The 22771-nt window shown below is 50.5% G+C and carries 19 protein-coding genes; 4 read left to right on the forward strand and 15 right to left on the reverse strand.

Translation table 11 applies throughout. From position 1 onward, the window contains the following. Nucleotides 1-85: 85 nt before the first annotated feature. Nucleotides 86-1546 carry a glutamate--tRNA ligase gene (gltX, locus tag B3A20_RS12960; protein ID WP_088661279.1) on the reverse strand — a complete coding sequence of 487 codons (1461 nt, stop codon included), beginning with the start codon at nucleotides 1544-1546 and terminating at the stop codon, nucleotides 86-88. Between the two features lie 245 nt (nucleotides 1547-1791). Here gltX and fabV point away from each other — a divergent pair, with 245 nt between their 5' ends. Together fabV and B3A20_RS12970 are read left to right on the forward strand one after the other, a co-directional pair. Next, on the forward strand, nucleotides 1792-3009 hold the full coding sequence (gene fabV / locus B3A20_RS12965; RefSeq protein ID WP_290765567.1) for an enoyl-ACP reductase FabV: 1218 nt from the start codon (nucleotides 1792-1794) through the stop codon (nucleotides 3007-3009). A gap of 43 nt (nucleotides 3010-3052) precedes the next feature. Then, nucleotides 3053-4489, forward strand: coding sequence for an alanine/glycine:cation symporter family protein (locus tag B3A20_RS12970; protein WP_290765569.1), 1437 nt, complete (start codon nucleotides 3053-3055; stop codon nucleotides 4487-4489). 293 nt (nucleotides 4490-4782) lie between these two features. Here the strand turns inward: B3A20_RS12970 and B3A20_RS12975 are convergent, their stop codons facing one another. The 12 genes from B3A20_RS12975 to B3A20_RS13030 all read right to left on the reverse strand — a co-directional run bounded on the left by B3A20_RS12975 (nucleotide 4783) and on the right by B3A20_RS13030 (nucleotide 18031). Next, nucleotides 4783-6024, reverse strand: coding sequence for a hypothetical protein (locus B3A20_RS12975; RefSeq protein WP_290765571.1), 1242 nt, complete (start codon nucleotides 6022-6024; stop codon nucleotides 4783-4785). A 162-nt stretch (nucleotides 6025-6186) separates the two neighbouring features. Further along, nucleotides 6187-7446 carry a hypothetical protein gene (locus B3A20_RS12980; protein ID WP_290765572.1) on the reverse strand — a complete coding sequence of 420 codons (1260 nt, stop codon included), beginning with the start codon at nucleotides 7444-7446 and terminating at the stop codon, nucleotides 6187-6189. A gap of 21 nt (nucleotides 7447-7467) precedes the next feature. Beyond that, nucleotides 7468-8262 carry an ABC transporter ATP-binding protein gene (locus B3A20_RS12985; RefSeq protein WP_290765575.1) on the reverse strand — a complete coding sequence of 265 codons (795 nt, stop codon included), beginning with the start codon at nucleotides 8260-8262 and terminating at the stop codon, nucleotides 7468-7470. Nucleotides 8263-8272: 10 nt separating this feature from the next. Next, on the reverse strand, nucleotides 8273-9055 hold the full coding sequence (locus tag B3A20_RS12990; RefSeq protein WP_290765577.1) for an MlaE family ABC transporter permease: 783 nt from the start codon (nucleotides 9053-9055) through the stop codon (nucleotides 8273-8275). Between the two features lie 9 nt (nucleotides 9056-9064). Continuing rightward, entirely contained in the window at nucleotides 9065-10492 is a 1428-nt protein-coding gene (gene dnaB / locus B3A20_RS12995) for a replicative DNA helicase (protein ID WP_290765579.1), read from the reverse strand. Nucleotides 10493-10663: 171 nt separating this feature from the next. After that, entirely contained in the window at nucleotides 10664-11611 is a 948-nt protein-coding gene (locus B3A20_RS13000) for a hypothetical protein (protein ID WP_290765581.1), read from the reverse strand. 9 nt (nucleotides 11612-11620) lie between these two features. Beyond that, complete coding sequence (gene coaBC / locus B3A20_RS13005; RefSeq protein ID WP_290765582.1) at nucleotides 11621-12928, reverse strand: bifunctional phosphopantothenoylcysteine decarboxylase/phosphopantothenate--cysteine ligase CoaBC; 1308 nt, start codon at nucleotides 12926-12928, stop codon at nucleotides 11621-11623. A 64-nt stretch (nucleotides 12929-12992) separates the two neighbouring features. Next, complete coding sequence (locus B3A20_RS13010) at nucleotides 12993-14036, reverse strand: acyltransferase family protein (RefSeq protein ID WP_290765584.1); 1044 nt, start codon at nucleotides 14034-14036, stop codon at nucleotides 12993-12995. 213 nt (nucleotides 14037-14249) lie between these two features. Next, a complete protein-coding gene (locus tag B3A20_RS13015) occupies nucleotides 14250-16022 on the reverse strand; it encodes a 30S ribosomal protein S1 (protein ID WP_290765586.1) in 1773 nt (590 codons plus the stop codon). A gap of 141 nt (nucleotides 16023-16163) precedes the next feature. Then, the gene (cmk, locus tag B3A20_RS13020) at nucleotides 16164-16832 is read right to left on the reverse strand and encodes a (d)CMP kinase (protein ID WP_290765588.1); all 669 of its coding nucleotides are present in this window, start codon (nucleotides 16830-16832) and stop codon (nucleotides 16164-16166) included. A 96-nt stretch (nucleotides 16833-16928) separates the two neighbouring features. Beyond that, nucleotides 16929-17357, reverse strand: a complete 429-nt coding sequence (locus tag B3A20_RS13025; protein ID WP_290765591.1) for a hypothetical protein — start codon at nucleotides 17355-17357, stop codon at nucleotides 16929-16931. Nucleotides 17358-17434: 77 nt separating this feature from the next. Continuing rightward, nucleotides 17435-18031, reverse strand: coding sequence for a hypothetical protein (locus B3A20_RS13030; protein WP_290765594.1), 597 nt, complete (start codon nucleotides 18029-18031; stop codon nucleotides 17435-17437). A gap of 146 nt (nucleotides 18032-18177) precedes the next feature. Here B3A20_RS13030 and B3A20_RS13035 point away from each other — a divergent pair, with 146 nt between their 5' ends. Together B3A20_RS13035 and B3A20_RS13040 are read left to right on the forward strand one after the other, a co-directional pair. Next, nucleotides 18178-19395: a TraB/GumN family protein gene (locus B3A20_RS13035; RefSeq protein WP_290765597.1), complete on the forward strand. Its 1218-nt coding sequence runs from the start codon at nucleotides 18178-18180 to the stop codon at nucleotides 19393-19395. 138 nt (nucleotides 19396-19533) lie between these two features. Next, nucleotides 19534-20949: an endo-1,4-beta-xylanase gene (locus B3A20_RS13040; RefSeq protein ID WP_290765599.1), complete on the forward strand. Its 1416-nt coding sequence runs from the start codon at nucleotides 19534-19536 to the stop codon at nucleotides 20947-20949. A 107-nt stretch (nucleotides 20950-21056) separates the two neighbouring features. On the opposite strand, the gene B3A20_RS13045 is transcribed toward B3A20_RS13040, so the two are convergent. Both B3A20_RS13045 and B3A20_RS13050 read right to left on the reverse strand, forming a co-directional pair. Then, complete coding sequence (locus B3A20_RS13045; RefSeq protein WP_290765601.1) at nucleotides 21057-21644, reverse strand: fibrobacter succinogenes major paralogous domain-containing protein; 588 nt, start codon at nucleotides 21642-21644, stop codon at nucleotides 21057-21059. A 125-nt stretch (nucleotides 21645-21769) separates the two neighbouring features. Continuing rightward, on the reverse strand, nucleotides 21770-22672 hold the full coding sequence (locus tag B3A20_RS13050; protein ID WP_290765604.1) for a flavodoxin: 903 nt from the start codon (nucleotides 22670-22672) through the stop codon (nucleotides 21770-21772). Nucleotides 22673-22771: the final 99 nt, after the last annotated feature.

The following is a 22771-nucleotide window of genomic DNA, read 5'->3' on the forward strand; positions in this document are numbered from 1 at the left end:
AGTTGGCAGAACTTAGAGAGATTGCCACGCTTCGCTCACAATGACGTTACTCTAAGTTCTAAGATCTAAGTTCTAAGTTCTCTTTTTATTTCATCAGCGGGAGCGCCACGTCGATGCGGCGGAGCACTTCTTCCTTACCGATAATTTCGAACATTTCCCAGAGGCCAGGACCTGCAGTCACGCCGGACACGGCAAGGCGCGGAGCGCCCACCAGTTCACCGACCTTGTGACCACAGCGTTCGGCAAGCTCATAGAAGCCCTTCTCGATCACCGGGGTCTTGAAGTCTTCGATGGAGGCGAGCATATCGCGTACGAGCGTTGCGACTTCCTTGGAGCCTTCACCGAAATGCTTCTTCGCACCCTTTTCGTCGTATTCCGTTGGTGCGACAAAGAAGTACTTCGCCATTGTAGCGAGGTCCTGCACAAAATGCGCACGCGGCTTGAGTTGCTTCACAATTTCGAGCAAGCGTTCGTTCGGTTCGGCACTTGTATCAACGCCCATCGCCTTGAGGCCATCAACCATGATGTCCTTGAGGAATGCATCGTCGCACATGTGGATGTGCTGACCGTTCATCCACTGGAGCTTCTTTTCATCGAAGCTTGCAGACTTCGGGTTGATGCGTTCGAGCGTAAAGCAATCAATCATTTCCTTGACGCTCATCACTTCGCGGTCATCACCCGGGTTCCAGCCGAGGAGCGCAAGGTAGTTCACGAGCGTTTCCGGCAAATAGCCGAGGTCGCGGAAATCGCCCACGGAAGCGGCGCCCTTGCGCTTGGATAGCTTACCGCCGTTCTTGTCGAGAATCACCGGCAGATGGCACCAGACAGGCGGTTGCCAACCGAAAGCCTTGTACAAGAGTTCGTGCTTCGGCGTGGAGCTGATCCATTCATCACCGCGGAGCACATGCGTCGTGCCCATGTAATGGTCATCGACAACGCTTGCAAAGTGATAGGTCGGGTAACCGTCGCGCTTGATGAGCACGAGGTCATCCAAAAGTTCATTCTGGTAGCTGATGTGGCCACGGATCATGTCATCGAATTCCGTGACGCCCGTTTCCGGGACCTTAAAGCGGATGACAGCCTTTTCGCCAGCGGCAATGCGGGCTTCGGCTTCTTCGCGGCTGATGTTACGGCAGTGGCGGTCATAACCGGTAACCGGCACGTGAGACTTTTCTTGTTCAGCGCGGACTTCTTGCAAGCGTTCTTCGGTGCAGAAGCAATAGTAAGCGCAACCCGCATCCAGGAGCTTCTTGATTTCGCGGTGGTAGATGTCCAAACGTTCGCTCTGGAAATATGGACCGCAGTCGCCTTCGCAACCCGGACCTTCATCCCACTGGAGGCCAAGCCACTTGAGGTCGCGCATCAAGTCGTGGAGAGCCGTTTCGTTATAGCGCTTACGGTCAGTATCTTCGATGCGCAGGTAGAATGTGCCGCCCATGTGCTTGGCAAAAAAGTAGTTGTAGATTGCCGTGCGTGCACCACCAACGTGCAAATAACCCGTGGGGCTCGGAGCAAAGCGTACTCGAACAGGACTTTTTTCAGTCATAATTTCCTCTATAAAACCATATTTTCTTTTATGACAAAAAATAGCAAATTGAGTCATATAAAATTAAATTGAATCTTTGCAATTAAGCTCCATATTGGATGGCTTAACAGTTTGCGGGCTCAATTTACTTCCAAAAATACTACGGCAATATTACAAAGTTGCTTTTCTAGAAGCTCTTTTTTATCAAGAAACCAGCGGAGTCTCCTGTTTATTGCTAAGTTGCGGGCGTCAAAATAGGAGTCATTATGATTATTAAACCGCTCATTCGTAGCAACATGTGCATTAATGCCCACCCGAAGGGCTGCGCTGCCGATGTCAAACATCAGATTGAATATATCGAAAATAAGTTTTCTACGCGCAACATCCCTGCCGATGCACCGAAGACCGCACTCGTTCTCGGATGCTCTACCGGTTACGGACTTGCAAGCCGCATCGTTACTGCTTTTGGCTACAAGGCAGCAACCATCGGCGTTTCGTTCGAAAAGGAAGGTTCCGACGGCGGAGTCGGCGAATCCCGCGAAAAGACAGGTACGCCGGGTTGGTACAACAACATGGCTTTCGACAAGTTCGCAAAAGAAGCGGGCCTAGATGCCGTGACGTTCAACGGTGACGCGTTCTCGCACGAAATGCGCCAAAATGTTATCGACACACTCAAGAAGATGGGCAAGAAAGTCGATTTACTCGTTTACAGTGTCGCAAGCTCCGTGCGCGTTGATCCAGACAACGGTACCATCTACCGCAGCGTCTTAAAGCCCATCGGTCAAGTATTCACAGGCGCTACGATTGACTGCCTCAGCGGTAAAATCAGCAACATCAGCGCAGAACCCGCCACCGCCGAAGAAGCGGCCAACACAGTCAAAGTCATGGGCGGTGAAGACTGGGCACTTTGGGTACGCAAGCTCAAGGAGGCAGGCGTTCTCGCCGAAGGCGTGAAGACCGTCGCTTATTCATATATCGGTCCAAAACTTTCGCACGCCATCTACCGCGACGGTACAATCGGTGGCGCCAAGAAGCATCTCGAAGCTACCGCTCTTGAACTCCACAAGGAACTGCAAAACGACCTCCACGGCGAAGCCTATGTCTCTGTGAACAAAGGACTTGTCACGCGATCTAGCGCCGTCATTCCCATCATCCCGATGTACATTTCCGTGCTCTTCAAGGTCATGAAGGAAATGGGAAATCACGAAGGTTGCATCGAGCAGATGGAACGCTTGATGACCGAAAGACTTTATACGGGTTCCAAAGTCCCGACGGACGAGAATCACCTCATCCGCATCGACGATTATGAATTAGATCCGAAAGTCCAGGCAGAAGTGGACAAGCGCATGGCAACCGTCACGCAAGAGAACCTCGCCGAAGTGGGCGACCTCGAAGGATACCGCCACGATTTTCTCGCGACAAACGGTTTCGATATTGATGGTGTGGACTATGAAGCCGAAGTCCAAACGCTAACGAGCATATAGTTTCTATTTTTGGGGCAAAACCCCTTAACATCAAGGACAACTTATGGAAACACTCAATTCCATTCTCGATGCTATCGATGGGTACGTCTGGGGCGTTCCCCTCATTGTCATCATCCTCTTTGTAGGTATCCTCCTCACCATTCGTCTCGGCTGTCTGCAGGTCATGAACTTGCACAACGCGCTCCGCTTCATGGCGCACAGCGAAAAAGACGGCGCAGGCGAAGTATCCAGCTTCGGAGCGCTCTGCACGGCTCTCGCCGCCACAATCGGTACGGGTAACATCGTCGGTGTGGCAACCGCAATCGGCACCGGTGGCCCTGGCGCCCTTTTCTGGATGGAAGTCGCCGCATTCCTCGGCATGGCAACAAAGTACGCCGAAGGTTTGCTCGCCGTCAAGTACCGCACAGTCGATAAGGAAGGCAAGGTTCTCGGCGGTCCGTTCTATTACATTGAAACGGGTATCAAGGAACGCTTTGGCTGGAACATGAAATGGCTCGCCGTGATCTTTGCCATTTTCGGTATGTGCGCAGGCCTCCTCGGCATTGGCACCATCACGCAGGTCAACGGCATCACGAGCGCTATGGCTCGCCTCACCCCGAACGCAGCTGAATTTGTCAACATCGGCGGAAACTCCGTGAGCGTCACGACCGCTATTGCAGGCCTCATCGTCACGATTTTTGCAGCAACCGTCATCATCGGCGGTCTCAAGCGCATTGCAAAAGTTTCGATGTACATTGTCCCCATCATGGCAATCATCTACATCATTGCCTGCATTCTCCTTTTGCTCCTCAACTTCTCGCACATTTCTTCTGCCATCGAAACGATTGTGAAGGCAGCGTTTAATCCGTCTGCAGTCACCGGCGGCGTTGTCGGTTCCATCTTTATTGCAATGCAGAAAGGTATCGCCCGCGGTATCTTTAGTAACGAAGCGGGTCTCGGTTCTGCACCGATTGCAGCAGCCGCCGCAAAGACAAAGGAACCTGTACGTCAGGGTCTCGTCTGCATGACGGGTACGTTCTTCGATACGATTATCATTTGTACGATGACCGGCCTTGCCATTGTGGTCTCGGGTGCTTGGGATCCGAAGCTCGGACTCGAAGGCGTGAACATCACGATGGAAGCATTCTCCCGCGGCCTTGCCATTATCCCGGGCGGCGCAGTAATTGCTCCATACTTCCTTGCCACGGCTCTCGTGTTCTTTGCTTTCACGACAATTCTCGGCTGGGCCTACTACTCTGAAAAGTGCTTGCAGTACTTGATTGGTCGCAGGGACAAGAAGGCAATACTCACCTACCGTTGGCTCTACATCTTCGCGATTTTCGTTGGACCATACCTCACGGTAAGCGCGGTCTGGACAAGCGCAGACATCTTCAACGGCTTGATGGCATTCCCGAACCTCATTGCACTAATCCTTCTCTCTGGAATCGTGGCAAACGAAACAAAGACGTTCCTCGCCAAGTTCAAGGGAGATAAAGAGTAGTCATTGGTCTTTAGTCAATAGTTATTGATTATTAGACGCTAATATGATGGCCCGCGAAAGCGGGCTTTCATTTTATAAGCAAAACAAATCCACGAAATATCCAGTTTTTTCTTGTAACTAGACATGACTGGATGGGGCTACGCCCCTACTCCTTGGCTCGGTTATAAAAAAGAGTTTACTCATTTTTGCAACACTCGCCTTCTGAGTAGTATTCGCTTCGCTCAGGATAACGAAGCATGCAAAAAGACCTCCTATGCGGGAGGTCTTTTTAAATTCGTTTCTAAGCTATTTGATTAGTAAGCAATCTGGCACTTTGCAGCAAGATCAAGACCAACCACAATTGCGCTCTTATTCATCGTGTTTTCCACAGGGATAGAAAGCGTTGCAGAGTAATCAGCCTTAGAAGATTGCGTACCGACCGTAATCGTAACAGGGCCACCAGCATCATCGCATCTCAAGGTGCAAGTACCTGTATTAGTGCCACCATGCCAACCAGACGGCAAGTCAAGCACCAAAGTCGATTCACCCTTCGGCAATTCAATCTTCGTATTCTGTTCTGTGAGAATGTAGTCCGGATCGGTTGCATCCACGGAAACGACCGTATCGCACTGGACTTGTTGTTCCGTATTGTCGTTGTTGGCTACAGTCACAATCGGAGCTGCGGCCTGATTCTTAGCGGCAAAAGCCTGAGTAGCCTTAGTCGAAGTAGTAGGATCTGCAACAGCGCCAGCCCATGTATAGCTCACGATATCTGCACCCACAGAAGAGCAACCCGTGACATTCCACACGGCGCCAACGCTAACATCCGGATTCTTTTCTTCGGCAGCGCACTTACAACCCGTAATCGGGGCACCGTTTATCTGCACTGGCTCGCAGGTGAGGTTATGCACAACGCCAGTTGCCGTGGTAATCTGGAGAGTTGCAGAGTGCTTTCCGGAAGTTGCATAGCTCACGACATGTGTACGACCGTTCATACCGGTTTCCGTTGCTGTAGGAACGGATGCATCTGCGGTTGTCCACACGAACTTTGACTTAAGCATTGTGGCAGGATCAAGACCCGCACCACGTTCAAAGGTCCAATTCACATTATCACCTCTTTCATAAGAGGCTTTAGCCGGCATACATTTTCCAGCATCATTACCCGGCACAACAGTCGGAGCACTGCTAGACGACGAATAAATGAAAACCGGACCGCTATTGCTTGATGAAGAAACTACAGGGGCATCAGCAGAAGACGACGTGTTAATAATAATCACCTGGCTAGAAGAAGATAGCCTCGAATAGTTTTGAGAACTCGATGATCTCGGCGGCCTCGGAGTTGTTGCAGAAGAAGAAGAGCTCTTTGCAACCACACATTCCGGGCAATACGTTCTAAATGCGCCCACATCAATACCATAAGTCGGGTCAGATGGATCCGTATAAGCCATCACAGAATCCGAATTGGGATCTACCTTAACAATTTCACCATCGCCACAAGCCCAAAAACCTGTAGCAACACCGAATGCAATCATTCCAGCATAAAACTTTCTATTCATAAAAAACCTCTTAGACGAAAAATAAATTAAATCGTGCCAATAAGCAAACACTGTAAGCGTTTTTTATTGAGGAAATTCACAAAAAAGCGCCCCGAACACGAGGCTCGGAGCGTTTGTAAAGTTAATTATACAAGAAATTGTATTTTATAGGATTTTTTAAGATCAGTATATTTGGCATGCCGGGTCATAGGGATCCGCCACACAGTCTATAGGTTTCTTATAACTAGACGAACTTGAATCCGAATTTTCATCCGAGGACGAGGAACTTTCCTCAGGCAATTCTTCGGACGAAGAACTTTCCGGCAAGGCCTCTACACGGAGGAGTGGATCCGAATCGTTTTCATCCAGCTCATTGTATTCACAGGTAACAGTCTGCGTTCCCCAAGTTGCCATAGGAGCTCTGTCACCAGTCATATCTCCCGGTTGAGAGTACCTTACGGCAATCTTTGTAGAACCGCTTCCTTTTTTCTGGCCATCGATGAGTTCAGCAGAAGCATCTCCCAAAGTCATCCAGTTGTGCGTTCCTTCAAGTACAGTGCCTTCGGCATCCACAATTGACCATTCCACCGTTTCACCTGCAGGTATCACACGCTTGCTAACAGCGCAATAGCCCTTCACCACGGCCTTGGAAGAAGACGAGGATTCCGGTTCAGACGAAGACGAGGATTCTTCTTCCGAAGAAGAGCTTTCTTCGACTTCAACCTTATAGACGCGGAAATCATCATCACAATCGATTTTTTTCTCAGCAAATGTAAGTTCCGGACCAAACTTTTGTCCGACGGAAGAATACTTCACCTTGATGCTAGGCGTACCATTGCCCGAAAGTTTTCCGTCGACAAGGCCCGCACTGACCTCATCGGATACTTCCCACACGAAATTTCCTTTTTCCAAGGAGCCTTCATCCGGGAGGTAGCTCCATGTCACCACGTCACCGATATAGACCTTTTCGGGTCTGTCCAAAATGCACTTGCCAGAAACCGGCAACGGCTTGCTAGAACTAGACGATACACTGCTAGACGAGGCAGAAGTTGATGTAGAGCTGCTAGAACCCTTAACGGAACTAGAAGATGTCGTCCCACCTTTGGAACTGCTAGAATTTGCAGAAGTCGAACTAGAAGAATTCGAGGTCTTGCCACTTGAAGAACTCTTGTTATCGGCTTTTTTAGAGCTGCTGCTCCTCATCCGTTCAATTTCGCAACCGTTCTTGTGACCTTCCTTGCTATCGCAGTATTCCAAAAAAGACTTCAAAAACTCATTTGCATTATCATTGTAGTCTTTTTTTGACGTGTCAAGTTTATCTTTAATATCCTTCAGCGCAATTTCATCTTTGTCTTCTACATAATTGATACTTCCTTCGCCACAAGCCCAAAGGATTATCGCCGCAGAAGTAAACAATAAAGGTAATATCTTTTTCCTATCCATAATTTTCCCCACTCTTTAAATCTATTCCTGATTTTCCCCATCCACCGAAATTTTACGTTGTCCCGTAATAAACTGGTGCACATACGGGTTGCTTGTATTCTTGATTTCATCGACCGTGCCAACTTCGATAATGCGCCCATTATAAAGCATGGCGATTCGGTCCGCGACCTTAAAGGCACTAACCATGTCATGCGTCACCACGACAGAGGTCACTCCGAGCTTGCTCTGCATATCGAGAATAAGGTCGTTGATGACATCACTCGTAATCGGGTCAAGGCCCGTCGTCGGTTCATCGTACAAAAGAATTTCAGGGTTCAGCGCAATCGCTCTTGCAAGCGCCACGCGCTTACGCATACCACCCGAAAGTTCAGACGGCATCTTTGTACGGAAAGACGGCACGAGGTTTATCATCTGGAGTTTTTCCGTCACGACATTCTGAATTTCTGATTCAGACATTTCCGGGTGGTGTTCACGGAGCGCAAAGGCGATATTTTCGCCCGTGTTCATAGAGTCGAACAAGGCGCCCATTTGGAACAACATCCCCATTTTGCGACGGATTGTGCGCGTATCGAAGAACTTGGGCGTACTGATAGTCACGCCATCGACAGTCACTTCGCCGCCATCCGGCTGCAAAAGTCCAATCATGTGCTTCAAGATAACGGACTTACCACCACCGGACTTACCGATAATCACCATGGTTTCGCCACGGCGGATATCGAGATTCACATCTTCTAGAACCGTCTGAGGGCCAAAGGACTTCTTAAGCCCCTTGAGTCGAATTGCAATGTCATTCGGATCAATTTTTACATTCGGCATAGCTCAACCTCTAGAAGAACAAGAACGCATCAAGAATAAAGTCAGAAATCAAAATCATAAGGCAACTAGAAACCACAACGCTCATCGTTGCAAGGCCCACGCCATGTGCCCCCGGCTTGGAGTGCGTTCCGTGATAGTAGGCAAGAACAAAGATGATCGTTCCAAAAACAACCGACTTGATAATCCCCGTCCACAAATCCAAATTTTCAAACAGGTACTGCATACCGGTCGAATAGGTGTAGGTCGTGATATCCAAGGCAAGCACACAGACAATCCAGCCGCCAATCAACGCTAGCGCATTAGAGATGGCTGTCAAGCACGGAATCATCGTCAAGAAAGCAAACAGTCTCGGCATCGCAAGGTAGCGGTACGGGTCAAGCCCGAGCACCACGTATGCGGAGAGTTCTTCTTTCTCTTTCATGGAGCCGATTTCAGCAGCGACTGCACTCCCTACGCGTCCCGAAAGCACGATGGCCGTAAGGAGCGGTCCAAGCTCGATGAGCACCATTTTGCAGGCGGCGGTCCCCACAAACTTGTCGGAAACGAGATTGTGGAATTCGAACTCGGCCATGATAGTTGCGACCATGCCGGTAAAGATGGACGTCACGAACAAAAGCGGGAGCGAGGAGACTCCTACAGAAATCATCTCCTTCACAACCAGAGCCGGGTTCTTGTGTACATAGCGGAACTGCTTGAGCGTGATAAACAGAATACAAATGCACTCGCCCACAGCGGCGACTGCATCGACAATCTTTTGCCCTATCCAATTTATCGGTCTCAAAATCAGCGTCATTGCACATCCTTAAAAACTGCCAAAGTCGGCAACCTGCGGTCCACCGCCTTCGTCATCAGAACCATACTGGTAATCTTCGTCGCCACCTTCCATGCCTTGCTGTTCGGTAGCATCGTAGAACGTCGTGTATTCGGGCACGAAGCTCATGTCGATATCTTTTACGGAACCGTTACGGTGCTTAGCCACAATGAGCGTTGCCTTGTAGCGGTCTTCGTCCTTATGCGTCTGCACGAACGGGCGTTCCACAAACCACACCATGTCGGCGTCCTGTTCGATAGAACCGGATTCACGCAAGTCCGAAAGCTGCGGGCGTTCACGGCCTTTTTCTTCGACCTTACGGCTGAGCTGAGCGAGTGCAATGACCGGAATGCTCAGTTCCTTCGCCAAGATCTTGAGGCCACGGGAAATCGCACCGATGGCGACGGCGCGGTTTTCTTCCTTGCCGGTTTTCATCAACTGCAAGTAGTCGATGATGAGGAGGTCGAGGTGGCCCTTGTGTTTGAGCTGACGCGCCTTGCTCATGAGTTCCATGATGCCGAGGTCTGCATTGTCATCGACAAAAAGCGGAGCCTGGTTAATCGGTGTGACAGCAGCAATAATCTTCTTGATTTCGTCAGAGCTGAGCTTACCGTTGCGGAGCCTACTCTGGTCCACTTGCGCCTGCGAACAGAGTAGACGCTGGGCAAGCTGGATGCCATCCATTTCCAAGCTGAAGAAGGCGACGTTCTTGCCGTAGCGAATGGCGGCGTTTGCGGCAACCGTCATAGCGAAAGAAGTCTTGCCGACACCCGGACGGGCAGCGAGAATAATCAAATCGGAATTCTGGAGACCGTTCGTGAGTTCGTCGAGTTCCGTAATGCCTGTAGGTACGCCTGTAATACCGCCATCACGACGGTTATTGATGCGTTCCAAAAGTGGCGCCACAAAGTTGTCGATAGACTTGAGGGTGTTGCGCACCTGGTTATCGGCAATTGCAAAGATATCGCGTTCGGCATCTTGAAGCACATTGTCCGGAGTCGAAGCCGGGTCCATCGCCTGGCGGATTATTTCAGATGACGTGCGGATTAGCTTGCGGAGTACCGCCTTGCTGCGGAGGTGTTCCAACTGCCACGGGACATTCGCCGACGATGCGACGGATTCCATCAATTCAAAGATGTATTCACGGCCACCGACAAGGTCGAGCTTGCCCATCTTTGTGAGTTCCGCCGAAAGCGTCACGGGATCGATGGGAGTCACCGCCTTGTTCAAACTGCAAAGCGCGTTCCAAATCAACTGATGACGTTCCATGTAGAAAAAGTCATCGTCACTGATGGCCATCACCGCGGTGCCCATCACTTCGGGGTCACGCAAAATACCGCCCAAGAGGCAACGTTCCGCCTCGACATCGGCGGGCATTTGGCGACCTTCAAACGACTTGGAATTATTTTCTTCTGACATAACTATACCGATTTAAATATACAATAAAAATTTACATGGGATTTTGAGGATAGCACAAAAGCGGGGGAAAACGTGCCATAAAAAGGAGATGCCCCATCAAGTGGGGCATGACAATATGATTGCGAGTGTGTACGCCGGCCCCGGCACTACGGCCGGGGAGACATAGCGCGGCTACTTGGCGGCGGTGAAAAGGCCGCTACGCGGAATATGGACCTTCCACGTAAGCCATTTAAGTTGCTTGTCCGTCGTCATCGCGTAAGCATCAACAAGCGAAACCGTCTTTGTGCCGTTGAAATCAAGCGCTGTTCCTGCGAAATCGTTGAAGTTTTTGCCCTTGCTGAACACGTCATAGAAAAGCGGTTCGCTAAAGGTAATCATGATTTCAGGTGCAATAAAGGAAAGTTCCTTTGTTAGCATTCGACGGAGCGAGGCGAGCAGGATCGGAGATAGTGCTCGCGGAGCATCCTTGTAGAAATACGTAACGCCAAGTGAATCCGGGGCGTAACCGAGGCTTCCGAACAAACGCACAAGCATCTCGCCAGTCGGAGACTGGAAGAAATTGCGGCCGGTTTCGCCGGGCTTCGGAGCGGCAAGGAGAATCAGAAGGCGCGGGTGTTCCGGGCCTTCGTAGCGAACAACGTTCGCGGCACGCGCGTAAAGTGCGTCGGTCTTGAGAGCATCGTAGAAGGCGCCGATGGAATCGGCGAGTTCGTACGCGGCAGTCGTTTTCTTGACGGCGCGCGGGGCAATGGTGAGGCCTGCATCGAGCTTTGGCGCCGGGGCCGGACGCGGAGCCGGCGCGGATGGCGCGGGAGCGCCAAATGCAGACTGCTGAAAAGCGGGCTGCGCCTGATTTGCAAACGGTGCGGGGTTTGAAGGGAACGGTGACTGTTGCGGAATCGGAGCAGGATTCGCGGGAGCCGAATGCTGCGGGAATGGCGCCGGATTCGCCGGGCGCATTTGCGGCATCGGATTTGCCGGACGCAGAGCCCCTGCAGGAACGGCGGGCTTTTTACGGGTCAACGTCCACGGTTCATCGAGGAGCAAATCCTCCTCGCCCATGTCCATTTGGCCTTGCAGATATTTGCGAAGTTCGCTAAAATCAAATTCTTCGGGCATACCGTTCCTCTAAGCGTTCTTTAACTGATCAAGGCTAAAATCTACAATTTCTTGCGCGAGATCGATTTTAGAACCCATCTTCATCTCGGGAATTTCAACCTCAGCCGCATTTTGTGCATTGCGAGAGTTCGCGCGGATTAACGTGTAACGGACTTCGTCAAAACCAAAACCGCTGTTCGCAGCCACAGGGGCATTGAGGAGTAGCGCATCGGCGCCGCTCTTCTTGAGCTTCTCGGCCGCATGTTCCTTGAAGTGGTCCGTTTCAAGCGCAAAACCGACAATGACCTGGTCCGCACGCTTTTGCGCGACGCTGTCACGCAAGATGTTCGGATTCGGTTCAAGTTCCAAGACGAGCTGACTACGGCTATCCTTGATTTTTTCTGTAGCGGCCACCTTCGGGCGATAATCGGCCACGGCGGCGCAATGCACGAGCACATCGGCGTTTTTCATCTGCTCAAGAACAGCCTTATGCATATCGCAAGCGCTCTTGATTTTTGTCACGTGGACGGCACCCGGAAATTCAGCTTCCATCGGGCCAGCGACAACGCTCACATCAAAGCCGTTCGCCAGGAACGTCGCGGCAATGGCAACAGCAGTCTTTCCGCTGCTACGGTTGCTAATGTAACGCACCGGGTCAATCGCTTCTTCGGTGCGACCAGCCGTGATGAGGACCTTCTTGCCGTAACCGGGAAGCGTCGGATCCACTTCATTTTCAGCAGGAAGAGTTTGAAGATCCTTCGACTTCGCGCGCGGCGCTTCGCTCAGGATGACACTACTAGCTTCTAAATAAGCGACAATTTCCGCAGGGTCGAGGAGGCGGCCTTTGCCAACTTCACCACAGGCGAGTTCGCCCGCCGGGCTGTCCATCACGAACGTATTTTCAAAACTGCGGAGCGTTTCGAGGTTGCGTTTAACCGCCGGAGAATTGAACATCGCGACATTCATCGCAGGGGCGATAAAACGCGGACCTGTGCAGCTCATAAAGCAGAGGCTCACGGGGTCATCGGCAATGCCATAGACAAATTTTCCGATGACATTCGCGGTCGCCGGAACGACGAGATAAAGGTCGGCCCAACGCGGGAAATCGATATGCTGGAACGGACGCGCTTCAACGGCGCCATTTTTCAGGTAAACCGGGCACTTGGAGAGGCTTGCAAACGTAAGCGGGGCCACAAACTGTGTGGCGGCTTCGGTCATGCAGACGCGCACTTCGGCGCCTTTCTTTTGCAACAGGCGCAAGAGTTCACAAGACTTGTAGGCGGCAATTCCGCCCGAGACTCCAAGAAGGATTTTCTTTCCAGCGAGATTCATAGCCATTAAAATAGCAATTTAAAATTTAGTTACTAGTTAATAGTTATTAGTTACTAGTATCGCAACGATGTCATTTGAGAGCACTAAGCCTTTTCCCGGCGAGCCAGGGGGTAAATCTATTAATCAGCAGAATGACGGGAACGAGAGCCGCAATCGTCACGAGAGTCAACACAACGCTCACGATTAGCGAAGATTCAATCCATTCAGGCGCCACATGGAAAACCTTGAAGAGCACGCCACGCAAGATGCTCTGTACCATGATATGCAACGCCAAAATCGTAATCGTATTCTGCCCGATAAAATTCAGGACAGCTCTTTCGCGAATGGATTTGCAAATCGCAACAAAAACGAGCAAGCTAGAAAAAGTCATCATCGCCTGCATCGACACAAAAAGCAAAGGAGACGTTGTTTTTTCACGGACGGCAAATACTAGCGCAAATACAATTACCGAAACTAAAACCACAAATAAATTACGTTTTAAAGAACAAAGTAATTTTTCAACTAGATTTCTCTTTGACGAGACAAAACCAATGGCTAGGCACGAAAGAAAGAAACTCGCCTGATCAAAATTCCAGAAAACATGCGGCAACTGCAACATATCCATATAAGTCCAGTAAATAAGTCCCGGAATAAAAAGCAAAGCAATTATGGTCACCCTCAGGAACTTTTTCCGAATGCGGAGCAAGCACCAAAAGAGGATTTCCACAACAAAAAGGCAAGTCAAAAACCAAAGAGGAGTCACAAAGAACGTGCTGTTCGTCCCGCACAAAATCTGCATCAAGACGTCAGTGACAGTCGCATGGGTCTCGTACGACAGGCCAAAATTGCGGCGCACCAAGAACCAGAATGCAAAAAGAATCGCAGAAAATCCAAAGTACGGGATGACTAGGCTGCAGAACTTTTTTCGGAGGAGTTCTAGGAATGGAGCGTTCGCCGAGCGTTCAAAAGTGTAGCCGGAGAGGAAAAAGAACGCGGGCATGGCAAAAGCGAAAATGGATTCATTGACAAGGTAAATAGATTGCATGTGGCCGAGTGCGACCAAGCTAATGGCAAGAGCCTTGCAAATGTCAATCCAGACGATGCGTTTTGTGATGCGGGATTCGCGAAATTCCATATTGCAATAATAAAAAATTTATATGCATTTCGAGACGTGTATGGAGATTCCCGCTCGGAGGCGGGAATGACAACGAAGCCGAGCGATGCAGAAACATGCTTGCATGTTTCTATATTCGAGGCGAACAAGTCAAGCCCCATTAGGGGAATGACAAATAAAAAGAAACCCCACAGTTGCCTGCGGGATTCCTTTAAGCTTTAGTTTGAAACCAAATTAAGCTTCAGCTTCTTCGGACTTTTCAGCCTTCTTCTTGGAAGCCTTCTTCTTCGGAGCAACAGCTTCGCCAATCGTGGTGCCGTTTTCGCCCGGCTTGTGGGAGTCCATCCAAGCCTTGAGTTCAGCGGATTCACGGTTCTTGAAGTAGTCAACAACGGAGAGATAGATCTTGCGGTTGTTCTGATCGATTTCGGTCACGACAGCCGGAACTTCGTCGCCAACCTTGAATGCATCGGCCGGAACCTTGATGTATTCAGCGGTGAGCTTGGAGACCGGGATGAAGCCTTCGATACCGTCGTTGAGTTCAACCACGACGCCGCGGTCGAGCATGCGAACGATCTTGCCCTTGACTTCGGAGTCAACCGGGTAGGTGGAATCGATAGAATCCCACGGGTCTTCGGTGAGGTGCTTCATGGAGAGAGAAATGCGGCGCTTTTCCTTATCGACGGCGAGAACGACGCATTCAACCTTGTCACCCTTCTTGACCATTTCGTTCGGGTGGGTGATCTTCTTGGTCCAGGACATGTCGGAGACGTGGATGAGGCCATCAACACCTTCCTTGATTTCGACGAATGCGCCGAAGGAAGCGATGTTGCGGATTTCACCGACGACGCGTGCGCCCGGCGGAAGTTCAGTTTCGATAGAATCCCACGGATCAGATTCGAGCTGCTTCATGCCGAGAGAGATACGTTCTGCATCTTCTTCAACCTTGAGAACAACAGCTTCAACTTCCTGACCGACGGTGAGGATTTTGGACGGGTGCTTGACGTGCTGGGTCCAGGACATTTCAGAAACGTGGATGAGACCTTCAACACCGCTGTCGAGTTCGACGAATGCACCGTAATCAGTGATGGAAACAACCTTACCCTTGACGATAGCGCCTTCCGGATAACGTTCAGCGATATCCTTCCACGGATGCGGCTTAAGCTGCTTCATGCCGAGAGAGATGCGTTCCTTCTTGTCGTTGAAGTCGAGAACCATGACTTCGACTTCCTGACCGAGCTGGAGCATTTCGGACGGGTGGTTGATGCGCTTGTAGCTCATGTCGGTGATGTGGAGGAGGCCATCTACGCCGCCAAGGTCAATGAATGCACCGAAGTCGGTGATGTTCTTGACGATACCCTTGCGGACCTGGTTCTTCTCGAGAGTTTCGAGAACGTCGCCACGCTGCTTGTTGCGTTCTTCTTCGAGAACAACACGGCGAGAAACGACGATGTTGCGACGAGCCTTGTTGACCTTGATAACCTTGAGGTCGAATTCCTGGCCGATAAGAGCGTTGATGTCCGGAATCTGACGGAGGTCGATCTGAGAGCCCGGGAGGAAGGCATCGATACCAAAGAGGTCGACGACAACGCCGCCCTTGATGCGCTTCGTGAGAGTGCCGCGTACGACTTCGTTGTTTTCGAATGCAGCGTGGATGCGATCCCACACGCGAACGAAGTCAGCCTTCTGCTTGGAGAGGATGAGGCGACCGTCTTCGTCTTCGAGCTTTTCGACGAACACTTCGATTTCGGAACCGAGTTCGAGAGAATCAGTATCCTTGAATTCGGCGCGATCAATAACGCCTTCGGACTTGTAGTTCACGTCGACGAGAACTTCCTGGTCGTTCACCTGGCTGATCTTACCCGTGACGAGCTTGCCCTGTTCGAGGCAGCCCATGCCGGCATAGACGTCAGCGTTGGCCTTGCGGAAGTCCGGGGAGCATTCACCCTGGGCGGCGAGAATTTCTTCGAGATCTTCTTGAGTTCCGAATTTGAGATTTTGAGACATATTGTTGTTTCTTTTGCAGGAGAAGATATTTAGTGGTTAGTGGTTAGTGATTGGTGGTTAGTGAAAGCCGACTCAAGACTAAAGAAGCTAATCAGATTAAATACATACTCCTGTTGATTGTTGTGGTTAAAAGACTCAGGACTACGCCACTACACCTACGTAGTCGAGAATCTTTTGAACCTGTTGTTCGATTGAGATGTGTGTAGTGTCAATTTCAATAGCATCGTCCGCCTTCTTCAACGGGGCGGTCGCACGAGAGGAGTCCAAGCGGTCGCGTTTGACCAGATTGCCCATGACTTCTTCGAGGGTAACTTTTTCGCCTTTTTCAAGGAGTTCCTTGTAGCGGCGTTCGGCGCGGACCTTCACGTCCGTCACCATGAAAAACTTGTACTTCGCATCGGGGAACACCACGGTTCCGATATCGCGGCCATCCAGAATGCAGCTCTGCTTCTTGCCGATTTCGCGTTGCTGTTTGGTCATTGCAGCGCGGACAGACGGGAGGGCGCAGTAGATGCTCACGTTGCTCGATACGCGCATGCCACGGATTTCAGATTCGCGGCAGACACCGTTAATGAGGATGTGGTTTTCGGAGTCGAACCCGAGTGTGAGGTTAGAGAGCAATTCGTCCATAGCCGCACCTTCTTTGGCAGCGAGACCGGCATCGAGGGCGGCAAGCGTCACGGCGCGGTACATCGCACCTGTGTCGAGGTAGGTAATGCCCAATTTCTTTGCAATAATCTTTGCAGTAGTACTCTTGCCTGTGCCTGAGCCACCATCAAGGGCGATAACAAAATTTTCCGAATTACTCATGAGTGGGGCATAAGATAGAAAAAGTAGGCCGTAGGCAGTAGACTGTAGACAGTAAAAGTAAGCAAAAAAGCCCTAGTTACTCAGGACTATAAACTACTAGTAATAATCATGATAATAATAGCTAGCGTTGCCTTCGTAAGTATCAATGTAAATGAGCTCGGAGCCATCCGCATAGACTACCATGCGGGTATCATACCCCTCAAAATCATAATAGCGCTCCCCATGATCGTAACCGACATCGTAGTCGCGCGGGTCATAGTAAGAGCAATTATCATCGACGCAAAGGGTGGCATAGCCATCGTGGGTAATCCGCAGGTCAACACTCATGGATGGCGACATAGAATAGGTATCCGAGCAGTCGTACGGCTGGTCAAAGGCGTCATAGCGGCAGTCCACTTCATAATAGTAATGGAAACGCCTGCTAAAAGATGCGCCACCGTCATTAGGCCCAACACTCCAGTCCGATCCGCAAGCCATCAGAGCAAGCGTTACAAGCATAGCAAATGACGCAACAATTCGATCCATAGGACACTCCTAAAAAAAATCCCCCGACTAACCGTCGAGGGAAAATCTACAAAAAGTTTTTGTCGGAAACGAGCCGATTACTTGTAGTCACCGTTGTAGGATTCTTCAGCAGTGCCATCTTCGCGAGTGGATTCCGGAGCAAGGAGTTCACCCGTGCTGCCGTACTTGCGCTTTTCGTCGTCGGTAAGGCGGTTGGTAAGAACTTCGACCTGCTGTTCCTGGTGAGCGGTAGCTTCTTCTTCCTGGAGAATCTTCTGACCTTCTTCGAGGCGGCGCTTGATGCGGTCGTCTTCCATCTGCTTCAAGTTCGTGCCGACCTTAGCCTGGTCTTCGGAAACCTTGTAGCGTTCGTTGGTTTCGTCCATGACAGCCTTGATACCCACGAGACGACCATCAGAGTCAAGCGAGAGGTTAGCCTTGCGGAGCGTAGAAAGCGGGAGACGGCTTGCGGCAGTCTGGTATTCCGGCAAAAATTCATAGCCATCAGACGTACCAATCTGGCGAGCTTCGTCCGGAGTCACATAGCTCAAGGCTTCTTGCCAACGGGAGCTCTGGACACTGGATGCGAAAGAAACGAGAGCGTTATCCAAGCCCTCACCATCGTCCTTCGGCGTGCTGGCGCAGCCGAAAAAGAACAAGCTTAATGCAGACAAAATAACCAACAATTTTTTCATGGGGTACTCCTCCGAAAAAAATCCTACCAAAATATACACATATTTCTCACATTTATTCAGGGCAACTCTCTTTTTATCACAAAATGAACCCAAATTTCACACATTGCGGAAAAACACACCATCTTTTTCTACATTACGTCTACCGTATGAACGAAGTCAATTCTCAGTCTGAAGAAATTAGGGATCCCCAAACGGGCGATAAGTCCGACGTCTACCGTATCCACACCAAGGATGAAAGGGAAATTATCCTCGTGGGAACGGCACACATCTCGCAGGTATCCAAGGATTTGGTGCACGAAACCATTGAAAAGGAATCACCGGATACTGTCTGCGTCGAACTTGACGAAGGCAGGCTCAAGTCCATCCAGGACCCGAACCGCTGGAAGAACACAGACCTGAGAGACGTGATTCGCAAAAAGCAGCTCGCCACCCTCATTGCAAACCTCGTACTCGGTTCGTACCAGAAACGCATGGGTGCACAGACTGGTGTAAAGCCAGGCTCCGAACTTAAGGAAGCGGTCGATGTTGCAAATGCAAAGAACATCCCTATCGTTTTGGCCGACCGCGACATCAAGATTACGCTGAAGCGCACCTGGGCATGCACGCCGTGGTACCGCAAGTTCAGCCTCTTAGGCGGGCTTTTTGCAAGCATTTTTGACAAGACAGAAATCAGCGAAGAAGAGCTCCAGAAAATCAAGGAAAAAGACGCCCTCAATTCCATGATGCAGGAGTTCGGCAAGACGTTCCCCGAAGTAAAGCAGGTACTCATTGACGAACGCGACCAGTTCCTCGCGAGCAAAATCAAGAACGCTCCGGGCGACAAGGTCGTTGCCGTTGTCGGAGCAGGCCACATGCGCGGCATCGCAAGCATCATCGAAGAAGACAAGGAACTCCCGAGCGAAGAATCGATTTCTGTCATCCCGAAGGGGACGGCCATCTGGAAGATTATCGGCTGGACCATCACACTTGCGATTATCGCAAGCATCGTGCTCGTTGGCTATTTCGCAGGAATCGAGAAGGCCGGACAGCTGAGCCTGCAGTGGGCCATGCTGACTGGCGGTGGCGCCATGCTCGGTGCAATCATCGCAGGCGGCCATCCGCTGACCATACTTGTGGCGCTAGTCATGGCTCCGTTTACGGGGCTTACACCGCTTATCGGGGTTGGATTCTTTACAGCCCTGACGCAGGTTTACGTACGACCACCGCGCGTGTCTGAAATGGAAACGCTCACCGATGACATCTGGCAGGTCAAACGCTGGTGGAAGAACCGCGTGACGAGAGTCATCCTCTGCTTCTTGTGTCCAGGCATTCCGGCTATTATCGGCAAAATTCTCGCAATTTTCAAGATTTACCAGGCGTTTTAGGGTCAACCGCGTGTGCCGGTCTGGCACCTTAACGTTAATTTATCTTTACTGACAAATAGTCAATGCAAAATTTCGGAACCATAGGTTCCGTTTCTCCTTTTTGGAAATATTTTAATAAGAACAAATAAGGAGTACGCAATGAGTTTGAAGAAAACTTTTTCAGGGATTGCACTTGGTGCAGCCCTTCTTGGCGCAGGTATATCAAGTGCCTTCGCCGCAGACGAAACGCTAAGATCCCTTGCGGATAAAAACGGGATCTACATCGGCGCGATTTTGAACTCGCAATGGTTCGGCGGAGGCCTGCCCGGCAATTACGAGCAGATCCACAAATCCCAATTCAACATCGTCGTTGCCGAAAACGAGATGAAGTTCGACGCCACCGAACCGCAAGAAGGAAGGTTCAATTACAACAATGGCGATAAGATGGTCCGTTACGCACAGCAAAACGGCATGCGCGTCCGTGGCCACGCCCTCGCCTGGCACAGCCAAGTTCCGGGCTGGGTGAACAACTACAAGAACGACAAGCAGAAACTGCTCAAGGTGCTCAAGAATCACATCCAGAACGTGGTCGGGCACTGGAAAGGCAAAGTCGCCGAATGGGATGTGGTGAACGAAGCCATCAGCAACAACGAACCCCAGTGGCGCACCGGTTCCGTTTGGTACCAGGGCATCGGTCCGGAATTCATTGATTCCGCTTTCGTATGGGCTCACGCCGTAGACCCGGATGCAGAACTCTGCTATAACGACTACAACCTCGAACAGGGCGTCAATCCGAAAGCCAAGGCAGGATTTTTGCTAGAACAGGTGAAGCGCTGGGTCAAAAACGGCATTCCTATCCATTGCGTGGGTTCCCAAACACACGTGGAAGACACCACCACCGACAAGCACTTTATCGGTTCGCCGGACAGCCTCCGCTCCCTCGCCAAGGAACTTGCAAAGCTTAACGTCAAGTTGAAAATCACGGAACTCGATATCGGATTCAAGAGCGGTATCAACGTCAGCAGAAAAGACCTTGAACGCCAAGGGCAAACATTCCGTCAATACCTTGACATTATCCTTGAAGAGCCGAATGCAGACACGTACCTGATTTGGGGCGTATCTGATAAATGGAGCTGGCTTGGCGGCCTAAACAGACAAAAAGGCCTTATCTACGACGACAACTTGAAACCGAAGCCTGCATTCGACAGCATTTTGGTGAGACTCCAGACTTACGAACCGCCCAAGGATTCTGTCAAGCAGGATTCCGTTGCTCAAGACTCCATCAAAAAAGATTCGACAGCCAAGGATTCCACGGAAAAAGACTCCACAGACGCCATCGGAAAAATCGCTAGCAGAACGATGATGTCCGCATACGTTGCCGGACGCACGTTATTCGTAACGGGAACGAGCGCCAAGACCGCAAAGGTTGACTTGTTCGACATGCAAGGGCGCCCCGTATTTAGCACCAAGAGCGAAAATGGAATGGTGGACTTGAAGGATATTGCCGAAGGGCTTTACGTGGTGCAGATCCGCTCGGGAAGCAACAAAATTGTGCAACGAGTGAACGTGAAATAAAGACAGCTACGAGCAGCGCAGCGAAACGAGATGCGCAACAAATCGTATTCCGAGATGCGCGCCGTAAAAGAAAATTCCGCGACCTTTTTTGATGCCGCGGTTTTATTTTATTCTACACATCTGACGGAAAATCCAAAATTCTTGGGTTTCATCATGTAGCTGAAGCCCATGGATTTTGAGGAGAGGTACCAGACCGAAGCATCGCCCCCTTCGGTGCTTGAGCTCCAGAAAAACGCGAACTTATTTTCATTGCCGTAAGTGCCATCATCAAACATGTTGCCGGCGGGCATCGCGCTGAACTTGAGCGTATCATTGCCGTTAGTTTCGCCGGACCAACCGTAATTTGCCTTAATCAAGTAACCGGCATTGAAGTCACCACCGGCAGCTTTCCAAAGACTTTCAAATTCTTCATTCGTCGGCAAATGGAAACCTGCGGGGCATGCCTTTTGCGCGGCTTCCCACGTGTAGAGGCGACCATAGACCATGCAATTATCGTCATCTTCCCTATAGCAAGTGCTACCGGGCATCTTGTAGTTTAAGTTGTCCGCCATCCATTTGCGACCATCAATGACAACCGTGCGATATTTCTGTTTATCGCGGGCGTCCTTGATTTCGTTTTTCTTTGCCTTTGAGGCTGCAATAGATGCGCTAGAGGCGACAAGCGCAATGACAAGAGCTGATGATAAATAATTCATATTCAAGATTTTCAGGGAGAAGCCCGATCATCCCCGTCATCCCCGTCAAGCGAGGACAGGGCGAGGACAGGCGTCGGGCATGACAAACAAAGAAAGTCGCCCGCGCGGTGGCGGGCATGACAAATTTACTTTTCTACGGCGATGAGCTGGGCTTCGCCTTGACCGGGAAGCGGCTTGAAGATTTTCACATTCGTCTGCGTGACCGGACCTCCAAAGGCCTTCATTTCACAAACGAAGAGATAGTTCATGCCAGCGACCACCTGCGAAGAGACGCTGAGCGGTTTCAAGCCAAGGTAAGCGTAATCCTTCGTTGCTTCGGCAAAAGCAGCGGAATCTTCAGCCATAAGCGGGCGTTGTCCAGAATAACCGCCCATAAGCATTTCATCGGTCTTGCCCGTTGCAAGGTCAGCAAAGAAACCTTCGACCTCACGAGTTGCTGTTTCAATGCCCTTTTCTGCATTGATTCGCTTGTTAGAAATTCCGTAAGCAAGCGTTACGTTGGCGTTCGGCTCAAGAGTTTTGAGTTCTGCGGCACTCGCCTTGCGGCCGCCACTGCCGTAAGTGCAGAACGGCACCACAACCTTACCGCTCAAATCATTTGCATCCAAGAACGCGTAAAGCGGCGGAGCAAACGTTCCAAACATAATCGGGTAACCGATGAACACCGTATCGTACTTTGCCACATCGAGTTTTGCATTCACGAGAGCGGGCCACTGTTTAGATTCACGTTCTGCACGGACCGCCGCAATCGTGCTATCGTAAGTGGACGGGTACGGTTTTGCAAGCGTCAGTTCAAATTCATCGGCATTGCGAGCGCTCTTGAAAATTTGCGCCAGCTTTTTCGTGGCACCCGTCTGCGAATAATAAACCACCACCGACTTAGCAGATTTTACCGCGGGTGCATTTTGCACTTCGGACTCAGCCGTTTTAGATTCAGCCTTGGGCTGTTCTTCATTGCAACCGGCAAACATCACAGATGCAGCAACGACAGAAGCCATTGCAAGTGATAATTTAAACTTTCGGGACATAGGTACCTCCAATAAAAACCTTACACACAAAAGGTAACCATTTTAATGGACAATAAAAAACTCCGCACTCATTTTTGAATAATTTTTTCGTTAATGTGA

Origin of the sequence: Fibrobacter sp. UBA4297 (assembly GCF_002394865.1) — a bacterium.
Taxonomy (GTDB): Bacteria; Fibrobacterota; Fibrobacteria; order Fibrobacterales; family Fibrobacteraceae; genus Fibrobacter.

What these genes read in the sequence shown, in the direction of transcription:
- gltX (WP_088661279.1), bottom strand. Translation starts at nt 1,546, where the DNA reads ATGACTGAAAAAAGTCCTGTTCGAGTACGCTTTGCTCCGAGCCCCACG.
- fabV (WP_290765567.1), top strand. Translation starts at nt 1,792, where the DNA reads ATGATTATTAAACCGCTCATTCGTAGCAACATGTGCATTAATGCCCAC.
- B3A20_RS12970 (WP_290765569.1), top strand. Translation starts at nt 3,053, where the DNA reads ATGGAAACACTCAATTCCATTCTCGATGCTATCGATGGGTACGTCTGG.
- B3A20_RS12975 (WP_290765571.1), bottom strand. Translation starts at nt 6,024, where the DNA reads ATGAATAGAAAGTTTTATGCTGGAATGATTGCATTCGGTGTTGCTACA.
- B3A20_RS12980 (WP_290765572.1), bottom strand. Translation starts at nt 7,446, where the DNA reads ATGGATAGGAAAAAGATATTACCTTTATTGTTTACTTCTGCGGCGATA.
- B3A20_RS12985 (WP_290765575.1), bottom strand. Translation starts at nt 8,262, where the DNA reads ATGCCGAATGTAAAAATTGATCCGAATGACATTGCAATTCGACTCAAG.
- B3A20_RS12990 (WP_290765577.1), bottom strand. Translation starts at nt 9,055, where the DNA reads ATGACGCTGATTTTGAGACCGATAAATTGGATAGGGCAAAAGATTGTC.
- dnaB (WP_290765579.1), bottom strand. Translation starts at nt 10,492, where the DNA reads ATGTCAGAAGAAAATAATTCCAAGTCGTTTGAAGGTCGCCAAATGCCC.
- B3A20_RS13000 (WP_290765581.1), bottom strand. Translation starts at nt 11,611, where the DNA reads ATGCCCGAAGAATTTGATTTTAGCGAACTTCGCAAATATCTGCAAGGC.
- coaBC (WP_290765582.1), bottom strand. Translation starts at nt 12,928, where the DNA reads ATGGCTATGAATCTCGCTGGAAAGAAAATCCTTCTTGGAGTCTCGGGC.
- B3A20_RS13010 (WP_290765584.1), bottom strand. Translation starts at nt 14,036, where the DNA reads ATGGAATTTCGCGAATCCCGCATCACAAAACGCATCGTCTGGATTGAC.
- B3A20_RS13015 (WP_290765586.1), bottom strand. Translation starts at nt 16,022, where the DNA reads ATGTCTCAAAATCTCAAATTCGGAACTCAAGAAGATCTCGAAGAAATT.
- cmk (WP_290765588.1), bottom strand. Translation starts at nt 16,832, where the DNA reads ATGAGTAATTCGGAAAATTTTGTTATCGCCCTTGATGGTGGCTCAGGC.
- B3A20_RS13025 (WP_290765591.1), bottom strand. Translation starts at nt 17,357, where the DNA reads ATGGATCGAATTGTTGCGTCATTTGCTATGCTTGTAACGCTTGCTCTG.
- B3A20_RS13030 (WP_290765594.1), bottom strand. Translation starts at nt 18,031, where the DNA reads ATGAAAAAATTGTTGGTTATTTTGTCTGCATTAAGCTTGTTCTTTTTC.
- B3A20_RS13035 (WP_290765597.1), top strand. Translation starts at nt 18,178, where the DNA reads ATGAACGAAGTCAATTCTCAGTCTGAAGAAATTAGGGATCCCCAAACG.
- B3A20_RS13040 (WP_290765599.1), top strand. Translation starts at nt 19,534, where the DNA reads ATGAGTTTGAAGAAAACTTTTTCAGGGATTGCACTTGGTGCAGCCCTT.
- B3A20_RS13045 (WP_290765601.1), bottom strand. Translation starts at nt 21,644, where the DNA reads ATGAATTATTTATCATCAGCTCTTGTCATTGCGCTTGTCGCCTCTAGC.
- B3A20_RS13050 (WP_290765604.1), bottom strand. Translation starts at nt 22,672, where the DNA reads ATGTCCCGAAAGTTTAAATTATCACTTGCAATGGCTTCTGTCGTTGCT.